14 protein-coding genes are annotated in these 15,041 nt (G+C 73.0%); 4 read left to right on the top strand and 10 right to left on the bottom strand.

Annotated features, from left to right (window positions below):
* Positions 1–41: 41 nt before the first annotated feature.
* From BLV96_RS50475 to BLV96_RS01490, 7 genes are all read right to left on the bottom strand, one after another.
* Positions 42–1,541, bottom strand: a complete 1,500-nt coding sequence (locus BLV96_RS50475) for a hypothetical protein (RefSeq protein WP_244180002.1) — start codon at positions 1,539–1,541, stop codon at positions 42–44.
* 172 nt (positions 1,542–1,713) lie between these two features.
* Positions 1,714–2,589: an LLM class F420-dependent oxidoreductase gene (locus BLV96_RS01515; protein WP_086679700.1), complete on the bottom strand. Its 876-nt coding sequence runs from the start codon at positions 2,587–2,589 to the stop codon at positions 1,714–1,716.
* A 62-nt stretch (positions 2,590–2,651) separates the two neighbouring features.
* On the bottom strand, positions 2,652–3,776 hold the full coding sequence (locus BLV96_RS01510; RefSeq protein WP_086679696.1) for an adenosylhomocysteinase: 1,125 nt from the start codon (positions 3,774–3,776) through the stop codon (positions 2,652–2,654).
* A gap of 191 nt (positions 3,777–3,967) precedes the next feature.
* Positions 3,968–5,236, bottom strand: a complete 1,269-nt coding sequence (locus tag BLV96_RS01505; RefSeq protein WP_086679693.1) for an alpha/beta hydrolase — start codon at positions 5,234–5,236, stop codon at positions 3,968–3,970.
* A gap of 40 nt (positions 5,237–5,276) precedes the next feature.
* Positions 5,277–5,636 (bottom strand): YciI family protein, encoded by a 360-nt coding sequence (locus tag BLV96_RS01500; RefSeq protein ID WP_086679690.1) that lies wholly within the window; start codon positions 5,634–5,636, stop codon positions 5,277–5,279.
* A 75-nt stretch (positions 5,637–5,711) separates the two neighbouring features.
* Positions 5,712–6,494, bottom strand: a complete 783-nt coding sequence (locus BLV96_RS01495; RefSeq protein ID WP_244180001.1) for a hypothetical protein — start codon at positions 6,492–6,494, stop codon at positions 5,712–5,714.
* Between the two features lie 185 nt (positions 6,495–6,679).
* On the bottom strand, positions 6,680–7,675 hold the full coding sequence (locus BLV96_RS01490) for a hypothetical protein (RefSeq protein ID WP_086679687.1): 996 nt from the start codon (positions 7,673–7,675) through the stop codon (positions 6,680–6,682).
* Between the two features lie 61 nt (positions 7,676–7,736).
* Between BLV96_RS01490 and BLV96_RS01485 the strand changes: the two genes are divergently transcribed.
* A complete protein-coding gene (locus BLV96_RS01485; RefSeq protein WP_086679685.1) occupies positions 7,737–8,315 on the top strand; it encodes a TetR/AcrR family transcriptional regulator in 579 nt (192 codons plus the stop codon).
* Here the strand turns inward: BLV96_RS01485 and BLV96_RS01480 are convergent.
* Positions 8,291–9,070 carry a helix-turn-helix transcriptional regulator gene (locus BLV96_RS01480; protein WP_086679683.1) on the bottom strand — a complete coding sequence of 260 codons (780 nt, stop codon included), beginning with the start codon at positions 9,068–9,070 and terminating at the stop codon, positions 8,291–8,293. The two genes, BLV96_RS01485 and BLV96_RS01480, sit on opposite strands and share 25 nt — an antisense overlap.
* A gap of 79 nt (positions 9,071–9,149) precedes the next feature.
* Between BLV96_RS01480 and BLV96_RS01475 the strand changes: the two genes are divergently transcribed.
* A complete protein-coding gene (locus BLV96_RS01475) occupies positions 9,150–10,223 on the top strand; it encodes an alcohol dehydrogenase catalytic domain-containing protein (protein WP_086679681.1) in 1,074 nt (357 codons plus the stop codon).
* Between the two features lie 13 nt (positions 10,224–10,236).
* Positions 10,237–11,169: a BUD32 family EKC/KEOPS complex subunit gene (locus tag BLV96_RS01470; RefSeq protein ID WP_086679678.1), complete on the top strand. Its 933-nt coding sequence runs from the start codon at positions 10,237–10,239 to the stop codon at positions 11,167–11,169.
* Here BLV96_RS01470 and BLV96_RS01465 read toward each other — a convergent pair.
* On the bottom strand, positions 11,121–12,287 hold the full coding sequence (locus tag BLV96_RS01465) for a lipase family protein (RefSeq protein WP_091388653.1): 1,167 nt from the start codon (positions 12,285–12,287) through the stop codon (positions 11,121–11,123). The genes BLV96_RS01470 and BLV96_RS01465 overlap by 49 nt on opposite strands.
* 15 nt (positions 12,288–12,302) lie before the next feature.
* Complete coding sequence (locus tag BLV96_RS01460; protein ID WP_086682501.1) at positions 12,303–13,865, bottom strand: GMC oxidoreductase; 1,563 nt, start codon at positions 13,863–13,865, stop codon at positions 12,303–12,305.
* Positions 13,866–13,970: 105 nt separating this feature from the next.
* Between BLV96_RS01460 and BLV96_RS01455 the strand changes: the two genes are divergently transcribed.
* Positions 13,971–14,564 (top strand): TetR/AcrR family transcriptional regulator, encoded by a 594-nt coding sequence (locus BLV96_RS01455; protein WP_086682512.1) that lies wholly within the window; start codon positions 13,971–13,973, stop codon positions 14,562–14,564.
* Positions 14,565–15,041 lie beyond the last annotated feature (477 nt).

The following is a 15,041-nucleotide window of genomic DNA, read 5'->3' as shown; positions in this document are numbered from 1 at the left end:
GGGTGTGCACCGGCCCGCCGCCGGTGCACACCCACCTGGTTTCAGTTGCCCGCGGTGGCGGACTCGCTTTCGGTCGCGGTGCCGGTCTCGGCGCCGTTTTGGTCAGCGGCTCCGGCACCGTTCTGGTCGGCGGCTCCGGCACCGTTCTGGTCGCTGGCTCCGGCGCCGTTCTGGGCACCGGCCGCGACGCACTTCTCGGCGACGGCGACCGCGGCGGCCTGCTCGGCGGCCTTGGCGTTCTTGCCCTTGGCCTTGGCCTGCTGCTGGCCGTTGCCGTTCTGGGCGGTGGCCATGCCCTGCTGGTCCGCGGCGGCGGCGGGATCGGCCGTGGCCTGGGCCACGCAGTCGAGGATGGCGGTGCAGTCCTGGTTGGCGGCCGCGTTCTGGGCGGCGCCGTTCTGGTCCGCTGCGCCCTGCTGAGCGGCCATGCCGTTCCCGTTGGCCATGCCGTTTTCGTTGGCTGCGCCGTTCTGGTCGGCCGCGTCCTGCTGGGCGGCCATGCCGTTCTCGTTGGCCATGCCGTTCTCGTTGGCCATGCCGTTTTCGCTCGCTGCGCCGTTCTTGTTGGCCGTGCCCTGCTGGTTGGCCATGCCGTTGCTGTTCGCCATGCCGTTCTGGGCGGCCGCGCCGTTCTGGGCGGCCATGCCGTTCTGGTCGGCTGCGCCCTGCTGGTCGGCCATGCCGTTCTCGTTGGCCATGCCCTGCTGGTCGGCCATGCCGTTCTCGTTGGCCGCGCCGTTCTGGGCGGCCTTGCCGTTCTGCTTGGCCGCGCCGTTCTGCTTGGCGTTGTTCTCGTTGGCCATGCCGTTCTCGGCGGCCATGCCGTTGGCGTCGGCGGCTCCCGCGGCCTGGGCCACGCACTGCTCGACCACCTGGCAGGCCTGGACGGCCGCTTCGTCCTGGGCGGCTTGGTCGGCCTTGGCGTTCTTGCCGGCTGCCTTGTTCTTCTGCTTGGCCTTGCCGTTGCCCGCGGCGGCCTTGTCCTGGTCGGCCATGCCGTTGGCCTCGGCCATGCCGTTCTGCTCGGCCGCGCCGTTCCCGGCGGCCATGCCATTCTCGTCCGCCGCGCCGTTGCCGGCAGCCATGCCGTTCTCATCGGCGGCGCCGTTCTCAGCCGCCGCGCCGTTCTCGGCGCCCATCCCCTGCTGCGCCGCCTTGCTCTTCGCCGCCTTGCCCGCGGACTTGGCGTCCGCCTCTTCGCCCGCTTGGGCGACCGCCGCGCACTGGGCTGCTACCTCGTTCGCCGCCACCTCGCCTCCGCAGCCTGCCGCCGCTCGGCGTTGCTGGATCTGGTCCACCACCGCCTGGCGGTTGGCGATCCGCGCGGCCGATTGGGCGTCCGGGGCGGCTTGCTGACCCGCGATGAACGTCAGGTTGTTCTGCAGCGCCGTGTCCAGGCCGCCGCAGCTTTCCGTGGCCGCGTTGCTCGCCGGGCTGCTGAGCGCGATCGCCGTCGCGGTCGCCCCCGCGACTCCGAGCAGCGCCGCCAGTCCGATCGTCGCCTGCTTGCGGTGTCGTCCGGTACTGCGTGCGTGGGGCATCGAGCCCCTCCTCTCTGGTCGCCACCTCACCACGGCACACGGCGCATTGCCGCAAACGGTTCACCGCGAAGGGAAACAACCGGAGAGAGTCCACAGTGGACACAGGAGAACGGCCGGCGGTCCGCCGGCCGCTTCCTGACTACCAGAGCCCGGGTTATCGGGAGGTAAAGCTTCAGCCCAACGAAGCCAACTGCGGCACCGCCGGCGCCATGCCCTCGATCCACGCGGCCGGCGAGCCGGTGGTCGGGGTGACGATCGCCTGCTGGATCCCGAGCTTCGCGTAGTCCGCCATCGAGCGGACGAAGTCGTCGCGGGTCTCCGGCGTCGGGCGCGGGTTGTTGGCCAGGACCGTCTTGCGGATCGCGTCGTAGTCGCGGCCGGCCTCGTCGCAGTGGCGGCGCAGCACGTCCAGCTTGTGCTCCACGTCCGAAGGCGACGAAGCGAACAGGTTGCACGCGTCGCCGTACTGGGCGACGAGCCGCAGCGTCTTGCGCTCCCCGCCGCCGCCGATGAGCACCTTCGGCCGGCTGATCGGCTGGGGCGAGCACAGCGTCTCGGCGAGCTGGTAGTACTTGCCGTCGAACGGGCCGTTGGCGGCCGGGTCCCACATCTGCCCGCAGATCCGCAGCGTCTCCTCCAGCCGCTCGAACCGCTCGGCGATCGGCGGGAACGGCACGCCCATCCCCCGGTGCTCGCGCTCGAACCAGGCCGCGCCGATACCCAGGGCGGCCCGGCCGCCCGAGACGACGTCGAGGGTGGTGACGATCTTCGCGAGCAGGCCGGGGTGCCGGTAGGTCACGCCGGTGACGAGCAGGCCGAGCTCGATCCGGGACGTGTGCGCGGCGAGGAAGCCCAGGGTCGTGTAGCCCTCCAGCATGTTCGACTCGGCGGGCAGGCCGGTGGGCTCGATCTGGAAGTAGTGGTCCATGAAGGACAGCCAGGTCGCCCCGGCCTCCTCCGCCGCGGCGCCCACCCGGGCGAGCTCACCGGCGATGGCGGTGGTCCCGCCGTCGATGTCGAAGATGGGGAGGTGGAAACCGAGTTCCATGGAACGTGCTCCTGACGTGTGGTCGGCGTGACCTCACGCTAGAGGCTGGAGCGCGCTCCAGGTCAAGCCAGCTCGGCCACCAGGTCCGTGGCGGTCCGGTACTCGACCGGCGCCGGCACCGACTGGACGCCGCTCGCGAGCCCGCCCGCGGCCACCGCCGCCAGGCTGCGGACCTGCAGGGTGAGCCCGAGGTCCATGGCCTGGATGGAGTTCCCGTTGGCGGCGGTCAGGTTCAGCATCCGCCCGCGGTCGAGGATGACGACCTCCCGGCCGTCGGCCCGCACGTGCCCGACGCGGCGGCCCGGCTCGCCGTACTCGACCGTGCGGACCGTCGCCGCCCGCAGTGCCGCCGCGTCGATCTCCCACGCGAAGTGCCCGACGCCCGCGAGCAGAGCGCCGTCGGGCAGGGCCGCGAGCTCCTCGGCCCCGACGACACCCGGAGCGCCCGTCGCCGTGAACACCGCCTGCGCATCGGAAACCACCTCGACCGACGAGCCGACCCGGTGACCGTCCAAAATGGCCTGCAACGCCCGCATCGGGTCGGTGTCGCACACCGCGACCCGCGCGCCGAGCCGCGCCAGGGTGTCCGCGACGCCCTTGCCGCACGGCCCGTAGCCGAGCACCGCCGCGCGCATCCCCGGCACCATCAGGTTGGTGGCGTTGAGAAAGCCCTGCACGACGCTCTGGCCGACGCCGAACTCGTTCTCCACCAGCAGCTTCAGCCGCGAGTCGTTGATCACGACGACCGGCCGGCCGACGCGCTCCTCCCGCAGCCGGAGGCCGCCGGTCGTGGTTTCCTCGGTGCCGCCGAGCCAGCCCGCCGGCGCGCCGGACCGCAGCAGCGACAACGTGAGGTCGGCGCCGTTGTCGAGGGTGAGGTCCGGCTCGCACTCGAGCACCGCGGCGACGTTGCGCGCGTGGTCGGCTTCGTCGTCGGCGCGGCGGGTGTGCACTGTTACCCCGAGGTCCCGGAGCGCGGCCGCGACGTCGTCGTGGGTGGTGCCGGGCGAGCCGGTCAGCGTGACCTCGACGCCGGCGCCGGCCAGCAGCGTGACCAGCGCCGCGGTCTTGGGCTCGACGTGCAGGCACATCGCCAGCCGCCGCCCGGTCAGCACGGGCGCGGCCTCTTCGACGGCGGCGGCGGTCAAGGGCATGTGGTTGAGCGCCCAGCGGGTGCCGGCAGACATGGTTTTCCTTACGGTTGGAGAAATACAGGACCCGGAGAAACGGATCCGTCAACCGTAGAAGTCGCAGCGGTACGAGTGATCGCCGAAGATCGCCCGTCCGTCCACGTCCACCAAGCTACCGCACCCGGTCGCCCGGCACCGTGCACACCGCCGTGCCGACGCGGCGCAACGTCGTCGTGTGGGAATGAGGGTCAGCCGGTGGCCAGGAACCGCGCGACCTCGGCCGGGTCGCCGGTGCCCGTCGTCACCGGGGCACCCGCCGCTCGCAGGTGGTCGGCGAACTCGGCCGACTTCCGGCCGCCGGCGATCAGGAACGCCGGCGCGCCCACACCCGGGTACGCCAGCGGGCTCGCCTCGCGCAGTGTCGCCGGGGAGCGGCCCAGGGCCAGCAGCACCGACGCGCGGGTGACCGGGTCCAACCCTGCCAGCTCGAAGTCCGCCGGGGCGTCGACCGCGGCCACCGCGCGGACCTCCGGCTTCCCCGCCACACCCAGCAGGGACGCCAGCGTGCCGCCCGTGCCCGTGCCCACGGCCGTGATCCGCGCCGGGTCGAGGTTCAGCGCCGACGCGTTGGCCTGCAGGAACCGGACCGCGCAACGGGCGTCCTCCAGCGGGGCCGGCCAGCGGGCGGCGGGCGCGAGGCGGTAGTCGATCGCGGCGACGGCGATTCCTCGTGCCGTGAGCGCGTCGCGCAAGGGTGCCAGTCGCGAGCCGGCCAGTAGCGCGCCCGGGCCCGATGGCCGGCGGTTGCCGGAGATGAGGCCACCGCCGTGCAGGAAGAGCGCCACCGGGGCGGCGGCGCCGGCGGCCGGGCGCGTGAGGTCCATGGCGAGCGGGATGCCGTCGGGACGGCAGTACTCGACGGTGCTGCCGTCCAGGAGCGACGACGCGGCCGTGCCGCTGATGCGGTCGCCGGCCGCGACCGTGCCCGCGGCGCCGGCTGCGAGCACCACCAGCAACACCGGGAACAGCAGGATCCACGCCGTCACGCGCCGGAGCGTCGAGGGCCGCAGGTGCGCGCGCCGCCGCGCGACGACCAGGAAGCCGAAGACGGCGATGACCTGCAGCGCGGCCGCGACGTAGTCGGTGAAGCCGACGACGGTGTCCGCGGGCTGCCAGGGGTCGAGCCGGGTCAGCAGCCCGAGCGGCCGGCTCGCCACCCACAGTGCGAGGGAGCCGGCGGCGATGAACGCGCCGGCGTGGGCGGTCTTGCGGGTCGGCCAGCCGAGGACCGCGACGAAGGAAACCAGCTCGATGGCGGCGACGAGGGCGAACAACATCGCGTAGAACTGCCAGATCCGCCAGAGCGCGGGCACCGAGGCGGCCGGGATGAGGGCCCCGCCGAGCGCGGCGAAAGCGGCCGTGACCAGCACCGGGCCACGCCGGAGCGGCGGCGGGCCGGCGTAGCGCGCGGTCGTCGACGGGCGGCGTGTGCCGGGGTAACCGTCGACGACCTTCATGCCGCCAGTGTCACCCCGGGCCGGGGTCCGCCGCCACGGATCAGGCGGCGAACCCGGCGAGCGCGCGCACCTCGATCGGCGCGTGGATCGCCGCGGTGACCCGGGCCGCCCAGCCCAGCGCGGCGTCGAGGTCGGCGGCTTCGATGAGGTAGAAGCCGCCGATGTGCTCCTTCGACTCGGCGAAGGGTCCGTCGGTGGTGAGCAGCCCGTCGCCGGCTTCCCGGACCACCCGCGCGGCCGCGGGCTCGGCCAGCCGGGCGCTGAACACCCAGGTCCCGGTCGTCTTGAGGTCGTTCTCGACGTCGCCGAGCCGCTGCTGCATCGCCCGCAGGTCCACCTCGGTGGGCGGCTCGCGGACTTCACCTTCGACGCTGTGCACGGACAGCAGGTAGTGCGCCATGACGTTCCTCCTCGCGGGCGGGCCCGTCCCGCCGCTCACCGCTCGTACGAACGGGCCCGCCCCGGATCGACAAGGCTACTTGCGCGCGGCCGTGTAGTTCCGGAACAGCAGGTAGGTGTCCAGGATGTCGGACGAGGCGCTTTCGACCGAGCGGTAGATCCCCCACTTGGGGCGGACGTAGTCGCCTTGGTCGGGGATGTTCACGTTCGTCATGCTGCCCTGCGCCGCGACCGGCGCGCCCGAGCCGGTGCCGCCCCGGATCACGCACGCCGCCTTGCCCTTCGAGCCCGGCGTGAACGTCCACTCGATGGTGATCCACTTGTTCCGCAACGGCGACAGATCGGTGGCCGCGATGCTCGGCGAACCCGAGTTGGCGTACGCGCGGGCGTTGAGCATTTCCTTGCCGCCGCTGCGGGTCAGGTCCAGCGTCACCCACGGGCCGCCGTTGGTCGACGGCGTCTTGGTCTGGAAGATGTGGGTGAACTTGCTGGTGCCGTGCAGGGTGCCCGGGATATACATCTCGTACGAGAGCGTCCAGGTCTCGCCGTCGTGCATCTTGAGCGTCGTGCCGCTCTGCACCATGCCCTTGGACTCGGTGCGCTGGCGGTCGCCGCCGCCGGTCGTGTCGCGGTCGTCCTTCCAGATGTTGAAGCGGTAGTGATCGCCCTCGACGACGACGTACTTGCGGTCCGGGTGGTGGTTGCCGCGGTCGGCTTCGATGCCCTCGAAGGCCTTGAGCCCGTCGGTCGCGGGGTTCGGGTGCCACAGCGGGGCGGCCTGCGCGACGGGGCCGAACAGGATCGGGACGGCGAGGGCGGCGACGGCGAGAGCCGTCCGGCGGGGGAAGCGAGGCATCATCGGTGTGTCCTTCCTGACGAGGCAGGGGTGCACATCGGTCGGCGGACGGACCCGGTGAATCGGGTTGGACATCCGATGTCTGGCGCTCAGAAGTTAGCGCTATCCGGCAGCGGTTGGCAAGATGCCCGCCTTCTTGGTCGGCGATTCATCTGATGGATAACCTGCCGCGACCGGCTCGGCGGGGCTCAGGCGTAGCACTCCGCCAAGGCGCCGAACGCCGCCTTCGGTTCCCACGGCACGCCCGCGTAGGTCTCCCCCGTCCCCTCTTCGAGGACCTTCACCACGCCCCAGCTGGCCATGTCCAGGTCCCGCCGGGGATCCGCCCGGTGCACCAGCCCGTAGCACACGAACGTGCAGGCGAAAGCCGCGTCGACGCCCTCGGTCTCGAACACCTCCAGCAGCTCGCGGAAGTACCGCGCCTGCTCCTCCTCGTCGCGAACGTAGGAACCGTTCAGCCGGACCGGCTCGTCGCCCTCGTACTCCAGGATCTCGCCGCAGCGGGCGCCGAGGTCGGCCGCGCCGCGGTAGGGCGTCACGCCGAACTCCGTGATCGCCACCGGTTTGCCCGCGGCGACCAGCGTGCGGACGCCCTCGCGGTACACGTGCTCGACCTCCTTCGACCGGTGCGCGTCGACCGAAACGATGTCGAACGGCGTCCAGTCCACCCGTTCCAGCGGCACCGACGCGTAGGTGACGCGGCCGCCGAACCGCGCTCGGACCGCCGCGACCGCGCGGGCCAGGAACTCGTTCACCCGCTCCGGAAGCCCGGCGACGAGCTCCCGGGACGCCAGCAGCCCGGCCACGCGGGCGGGGAGGTCGGCGCCGGGCAGGAAGCCGTGGTTGAACAGGCTCAGCTCGGCGCCGGTGACGAACACGACCTCGGCGCCGGCCGCGCGGAGGCGTTCGGCCCGGGCGGCGCCGTCGGCCAGCAGCTCGAGGATCTCCTCCGGGTGCCGGTCCCACGGGAACGGCGAGAACCACACTTCCAGCCCGAGCGCGGCCGCCTCCCGCGCGGCGTGCTCGATGCGGTCGAGGTCCGTGCCGATCAGCCGCACCGCCGTGCAGTGCAGGTCGTCGCGGATGATCGTCAGCTCGCGGCGGACCAGGTCCGGGGCGAACGGGCGGTTGAAGCGCCCGTCGCGCGCCAAGCCCGTGTCGTAGCCGATGCCCTTGGCTCTCACAGTTCCTCCGAAAATTTAGGGTACGGTCCGTACCGTACCCTAAAGCGGTACACTGCCGCACATGGCCGAGAAGACCCGCCGCCGCGGCGCCGAACTGGAAGACGCGATCCTGCGCGCCGCCGCCGACGAACTCGCCGAGTCCGGCTACCCCGGGCTGACGATGGAACGCGTCGCACAGCGGGCCGGCACCAACAAGAACGCGATCTACCGCCGCTGGCCGAACCGCGCCGCGCTCGGCGTCGCCGCCTACCGGCACGTCGCCGAGGACCGGCTCACCCCGCCCGACACCGGCAACCTCCGCGACGACGCGCTCACCCTGCTGCGCGCGATCAACTGCGGCCAGTCCTCCCCCGCCGCGCGGATCCTGCGCGGCCTGCTGACCGGCGTCGGCGACGAGCCCGAGCTGCGGCAGCAGCTGCACGACCAGGCCGCCGAAGGCGGACCGAAGCCGTGGCTCACCATCCTCGACCGGGCGGTCGCCCGTGGCCAAGCGCGCCCCGGAGCACGCAATCCACGAGTAGCAACCGTGGCACTCGTGTTGCTGCGCAACGAATTCCTGACGCGCGGACTGACCACAGTGGACGATTCCGTGCTGGTCGAGATCGTCGACGAGGTCTACTTGCCGCTGGTCGGCGCGTAGATCGTCAGGCGCAACGCGGGATCCTCGGCGACCTGGAAGGTCGCGTAGTCGAACTCCGCCGGCTCCGGGCGGTACAACGTCTTCCGGCCCGGACCACTGCGGCCGACGTCGTGGCGGTCCCACCACGTCGCGAACTCGCGGCAGCCCGCGCGCAGCCGCGCGGCCAGCCCGGTGAACGCCGGGTCGCCGGCCCACAGGTCGTGCGCGGAGCGGAACTGCGCCACGGCGTGCTCGGCCTGCGCGGCCCAGCCCGGGCCGAACAGCCGCCGGCCGCGCTCGTCGAGCAGCAGGAAGACCAGGACGTTGCGGTCCGCCTCCGGCAGCGCGGCGAAGTCGGCGAACAGCCCGGCCGCCGCGCGGTTCCAGGCCAGCACGTCCCAGCGGCCGCCCGTCACGTACGCCGGTTCGCCGAGACCCTCGACGAGCCAGCGGGTGGCGTCCGGCACCCGCTCGCGCGCGAACGGTGTCCGGGCCGGGTTCCGGGCCAGCGCCCGCAGGTGGGCGCGCTCGGCGTCGTCCAGCCGCAGGGCACCGGCGAGCGCTTCGACGGTCGCGGCCGACGGGCTGACCGTGCGGCCCTGCTCGAGCCGGATGTACCAGTCGACGCCGATGCCGGCCAGTTCGGCGACCTCTTCGCGGCGCAGCCCCGGCGTCCGGCGCCGGCGGCGGTCCGGCAGCCCGAGCGCCGCCGGGCTCAGCCGCTCGCGCCGGGACCGCAGGAACTCCCCCAGCCCGGCTCGCGCCGCGTCCGGCATGACGACCTCCGTGACATTGGGCAGTCCCAGGATGATACCAGGCCTGGATACCACTCCCGATCTTCCCGACGATGGCCGTATGAGAGCTGCTGTCCTCGAAGAATTCGGCAAACCGCTGTCGGTGCGCGAAGTCCCGGCACCGGTGCTCGGCACGGGCGAAGTGCTGGTCGACGTCGTCGCGGCGGGCGTCCTGCCCTACGCCGCCGAAGTGTTCCGCGGCGAACGGAACTACGCACTGACGCTTCCGGTGGTGCCCGGCGCCGGAGCGATCGGCCGGGTCCGCGAGACCGGCCCGGACGCGACCCGGCTGCGGCCCGGCGACTGGGTGCTGTGCGACCCGGTGATCCGCTCCCGCGACGACGCCCTGACCCCGGACATCACGCTCCAGGGCCTCAGCGCCCGCGGCGACGGCGGCCTGCTCCTCCAGCGCCACTTCGGCCACGGCGCCTACGCCGAGCAGGTGCTCGTGCCGACCGAGAACGCGATCCCGCTCGGGCCGATCGACCCGGCCGACGCCGGGCGCTGGACGGCGCTCGCGCTGTGCCTGGTGCCCTACGGCGGCCTGCTCGCGGCCGGGCTGCGGCCCGGCGAGACCGTGCTGGTCAGCGGCGCCACCGGGAACTTCGGCAGCGCCGGGGTCGCCGTCGCGCTCGCCATGGGCGCGGCGTGCGTGGTGGCGCCCGGCCGCGACGAAGCCGCCCTGGCGGACCTGGACCGCCGGTTCGGCTCCCGCGTCCGGACCGTGCGGCTGACCGGCGAGGACGACACCGGCCGCCTGCGCGACGCGGCACCCGGCCCCGTCGACGTGGTCCTCGACCTGCTGCCGCCGTCGGCGTCCACGGCTCCCGTGCGGGCCGCGGCGATGGCGGTCCGCGAGCGCGGCCGGGTCGTGCTGATGGGCGGCGTCGGCATGCTCGGGGGCGAGGACCTCGCGCTGCCCTACCCGTGGCTCATGCGCAACAGCGTCACCGTGCGAGGCCAGTGGCTGCACCCGCGGACGGCGAACACGAGCATGATCGCCCTCGCCCGGTCCGGGCTGCTGGACCTGGACCTGTTCACCGTCGCCGAGTTCGGCCTCGACGACATCGCCGGTGCCCTGGACCACGCGGCGAGCGGCCGGACGCGGTTCGCCCTCACGGTCGTCCGTCCTTGAGTAGCTTCGAAGCATGAGCCGACTCGCCCGCCACGACAAGATCGCCGCCGCGCTGGCCGGCGCACCCGACGACGTCCTCGCCGACGCGCGCCCGCTCGGCACCGGGATCGGCGGGTCCACCTGGCTGCTGGAGGTGGCGGGCGAGCCGGTGTTCGTGAAGCGGGTCGCGCTCACCGACGTCGAACTGGCGAACCCCCGCTCCACCGCCGACCTGTACGGGCTGCCGCCGTGGTCGCACTACGGCGTCGGTTCCGCCGGCGGCGGTGCGTGGCGCGAGTTGGAGATGCACCTGGCGGCGACCGAGTGGGTCCGCACCGGCGCGTGCGAGAACTTCCCGCTCCTGCACCACTGGCGGGTCCTGCCCGGTCTGCCGCGCCCCAGCACGGACATCGAACAGGACGTCGCGTTCTGGCACGGCGACACGGGTGTCCGGCGCCGGCTGGCCGCCCTCGCCGCCTCCACCACCGATCTCGTGCTGTTCCTCGAGCACCTGCCCGAAGACCTCGCGCACTGGCTCACCGGCAACCCCGATGGCCTGGGCTTGGCCCACCGGGACCTCCGCCGCGTCACGGAGTTCCTAACGGACCGGGGCGTTCAGCACTTCGACGCGCACTTCGCGAACATCCTCACCGACGGCGATCGGCTCTACCTCACCGACTTCGGGCTCGCCGTGATGCCGGGCTTCACGCTTTCGGCGGCCGAGGCGGAGTTCCTCGCCGACCACTGCGCGCACGACCGGGCCTACGTGCTGACCCGCCTGCTGAACTGGGCCGTCCGGCACGACCTCGACGACACCGGCCTCCGTGGCTACGCCGCACTGGCCGAGGTCGTCAACGACTTCTACTTCAAGCTCCACACCGAAAGCCGCAGGACTCCGTACCCCCGCGACGAAATCGCTCAGCAGCTGGAGCGCGCCGGCTTGCCCGCGAACCGGTCGCCGAGGTAGTCCACGACGTCGCCCGCGGAGAACGCCAGCGTCGTCACGTGTTCGCCGACGTACGTGCCCCACGTGACGTCCACCCCTGCCGCGCAGTACTCGCGCCGCAGGGTCTGGGCCTGCGACAGCGGGATGATCTCGTCGAGGCCGCCGTGGAACAGGAAGACCGGCGCGTGCGGCGGCCGGGCGCCCAGCTCGTTCTCCGCGAGCCGCGCCTGCCACTTCGCCGTCGTGAGCGGGTTCGCCGTCGTGTAGTCGGAGATGTGCCCGAAGGCGTAGCCGAAGACCGCGTCGACGCACGCGTCCCGCTGCGTCTCGTACAGCGTGCGGCCGCGGTCGTTGAGGTAGGCGGGCAGGTCCAGCTCCGGGTACGCCGCGTCCAGGCCCAGCGCGGACAGCAGCAGGAACCCGAACCCGACCCCGCCGTCGAGGCTCTTCGCCACCACGTTCAGGTCCGCGGGCGTCCCGCCGGCCGTGATGCCGGCGACGTGCAGCTCCGGCGCGTACGACGGCGCCAGCTCGCCCGCCCACGCCGCTCCCCCGCCGCCCTGGGAGTACCCGGAGAACGCGACCGGCCCGCCCGCCGCCAGTCCCGCGGCGGGCAGCCGGGTGGCCGCGCGGACCGCGTCGAGCACCGTGTGCCCCTCCGACCGGCCGACGACGTAGGTGTGGAGTCCCGGCGTGCCGAGGCCCTCGTAGTCGGTGATCGCGACGGCCCAGCCGCGGCTCAGCATCGCGTCGACGAACAGCGGTTTCTCGTAGTCCGGCTGGAACTTCGACGGCGCGCAGCGGTCGCCGATGCCGCGGGTGCCGCTGGCCACCGAGACGATCGGACGCGGGCCGGTCCCGGTCCACGGCGCCGTCGGCACCAGCACGCGGCCCGAGACCGCGATCGGCGTGTCCGTCGCGGACCTCGACCGGTACAGCACGAGATACCCCTTGGCCGACCCGGAATCCGGCAGCGGCCGCCACCAGACGACGTCGCCGTCGGCGCCGGCCGGCAGTGGGCTCGGCGGCGTGTAGAACGCGTCGCCGTCCGGTCCGCGCGGCGGATCGGCGGCGACCGCCGGGCCTGCCGTGGTGAGCACCAGGACGACGGCCAGCAGGACCGTCCACAAGCGACGCATGAGGTCTCCAGGGCTTCAGAAGACGCGATCGACGTCTTCGGCGATCAGGGTGTCCAGCGCGCGCTCGGCGAGCGCGGCGATGGTCATCGAGGGGTTGCAGGCGGCCGTCGTGCCGGGCATCAGCGCGCCGTCGAGGACGTAGAGGCCGCGGTGGCCGAGCACGCGGCCGTCGAGGTCGCAGACCGAGCCCAGCGCGGCGCCGCCGAGCGGGTGCCACGTGCTGGGTGCGACGGCGGTCGTGTCGAGCAGCACCCCGAGCGGGCCGGCGATGCGCGAGACGCGTTCGTGGATGCGCGCGCTGAGCTTCGCGTCCGCGTCGGACGGCCAGTGCAGGACGGCGTCGTCCTTCGCGGCGTCGTAGACGAACCGGCCGCGGCCGCTGCTGATCCCGTACCCGACGAGCATCGTGGTCCGCAGGTCCGGCAGCGGCGGCAGCGACGCCTGGATGACGGTGTTGGCCGTCGCGGGGTCGGCCCACTCCTTGCTGCCGTAGACGACCGGGCCGCCCTGGGGCGCGCCGAAGTCGTCGGCGAGGTCGGTCCAGGTGTAGATGCGGTCGCCGTTGCTGCCCCAGCCGGCGCCGAGCGCGTCGGGCAGGTCGGGGATGTCGCCCTTCGCGCCCGCGCGCATCAGCAGCCGGGTCGTGTTCGCCGTGCCGGCCGCCATGACCAGTGCTTTCGCCGTGAGGACCTTCTGCTCCAGCACGGTCCCGGCGGTGTCGATGCGGTCGACGCGGATCTCCCAGCGGCCGTCCGGCGCGAGCGCGACGTCGGTGACGTGGTGCAGGGCGGCGACGGTGCAGCGGCCGGTGGCCTCGGCCGCGGCGAGGTAGGTGACGTCGACCGAGTGCTTGCCGCCGTTGTTGACCCCGAGCGCGCAGTCGCCGTTGGTGTAGGACGGTTTCATCTCGCCGTTCAGCTCGCGCAGGGCGAAGTCCCAGTCGATCGGCATCGGGATCTTCTCGACCGCGTAGCCGGCGTTGCGCGCGTTGCGGGCGAAGACTCGTGACGCCTTGTACGACTTGCTTTCGACGAGGGCGTCCGGCGCGGTCGCGATGCCCAGCATGCGCGCGACGCGCGGGTAGTACTCGGCGTCGAGGCGCGCGTAGTCGAGCTGCTCGGGGAAGCAGGCGTGGAACAGCTCGGCCGTCGGCTGCAGCGTCATGCCCTGGTAGACCAGCGATCCGCCGCCGACGCCGGCCGCGCACATCATGCTCATGCCCTGGCCGCTCACCTGCTCCAGCAGCCCGGTGTAGCGCTCGAACGGCGGCAGCGAGGGCAGGCCGGGCAGGGCCGGGGCGGAGCCGAGCCAGAAGATCCGCTTGTCGGGCGCCGACGTCGGGTGCGGGAACGTCTCGGCGTCCGGCCCGGTGGGCCAGCGGCGTCCGCGTTCGAGCACCAGCACCGGCACGCCGGCCTGCGCCAGCCGCAGCGCCGTGACCCCGCCGCCGAACCCGGACCCGATGACGACGACCCGGTGCTCTTCCCGGGTGAGCGGCACCCGGCCGGCCCCGAGCGCGGCGACGCCGGCGACGGCGGCCGCGCCCCGCAGGACGGTGCGGCGGTTCAAGCTGCGCATTGGGACGGCTCCTTCGGCGACGATGACGTTGCGTCACCGTACGAATCCGAACCGAGAGATGGAACGGATTGCCGGTCTCACTACTCGCGAGTAATGTCCGGGCCCATGCGCGCTGTGCGACCGTCCGCGGCCGGGCCCCGGCGCGTCGACGCCCGCCGCAACCGCGAGGCGATCCTCCGCGCCGCCGACGAGGTCTTCAGCGAGGAAGCCGACGTCGCCCTGGACGAGGTCGCCCGCCGCGCCGGGCTCGGCCGGGCGACGGTCTACCGGCACTTCCCCGACCGCACGGCCCTGGCCCTCGCCGTCGCCACGCACCACTTGACGGCGCTGAAGAACCGGGCGCGCGGCCCGGAGCCGTTCCGCGAGCTGCTGCGGACGGTGCTGGCGATGCAGGCCCGGCGGCGCCCGCTCGTCCGGCTGTTCCGCGAGCTGCCGGAGCGCAGCCGGCGCCAGTACACCCAGGCGCTGGTTTCGTTGCTGCGCCCGGCTTTCGAGGAGGCGCAACGCGCGGGCAGCGTGCGCGCGGACCTGGAGCCGGCGGACCTGGCGCTGCTGTTCGAGATGCACGAGGCGGCGCTGGTGTCGGCGGAGCCGGCCGAACGCCTGGTGCGGGTGTTCCTCGACGGGCTCGCGGCGACGCCGGATCACGGTCCGGTCGCGACGGACCACCGGCCCGGCCCGCCACCCTGGCGCGCGTGAAGCGTTTTCAGCGGAGGAGACGTCGCCGCCGGCGATCTCCCGCAACCGGTTCACCTCGAAGGGAAAGGCGTTAGCCCGCCTGGAGCACTCCTTGCGCCGAACGTGTGAACCCCCGGTCGCGCAGCGAAGATCCGCAGGTCGGGCCACAAAATCGTGGTTGACCACGAGGAAGCCTGGGTACTTCGGGGACACGGCACCGGCACCCCGGATCCCTGGTCCTCCTTCGCCGGTCCGGCCCTTCCGCCCGTGACCGGGTTCGCCCGCGGCACGGCACAGCCACGCACATTTTCGCCCACCGGAGTGCACCATGACCAACGACTCAGGAGCCTGGCACGCCAAACTGCAGCGCGAACAGGAAGCCATCCAGCGGAAGCGGGCGCGACAGGCCTCGCGAACGCCGGCCGGGACGTCCGCCACGCCCCGCTGACCCGACCGTCCACAAAGGATGCCGCGGTGCCCCGTCGAGGCGCCGCGGCA

The sequence above is a fragment of the Amycolatopsis pretoriensis genome, assembly GCF_900107925.1.
In the GTDB taxonomy this organism is placed as follows: Bacteria; Actinomycetota; Actinomycetes; order Mycobacteriales; family Pseudonocardiaceae; genus Amycolatopsis; species Amycolatopsis pretoriensis.
This window is presented reverse-complemented; position numbering and strand designations above follow the sequence as displayed.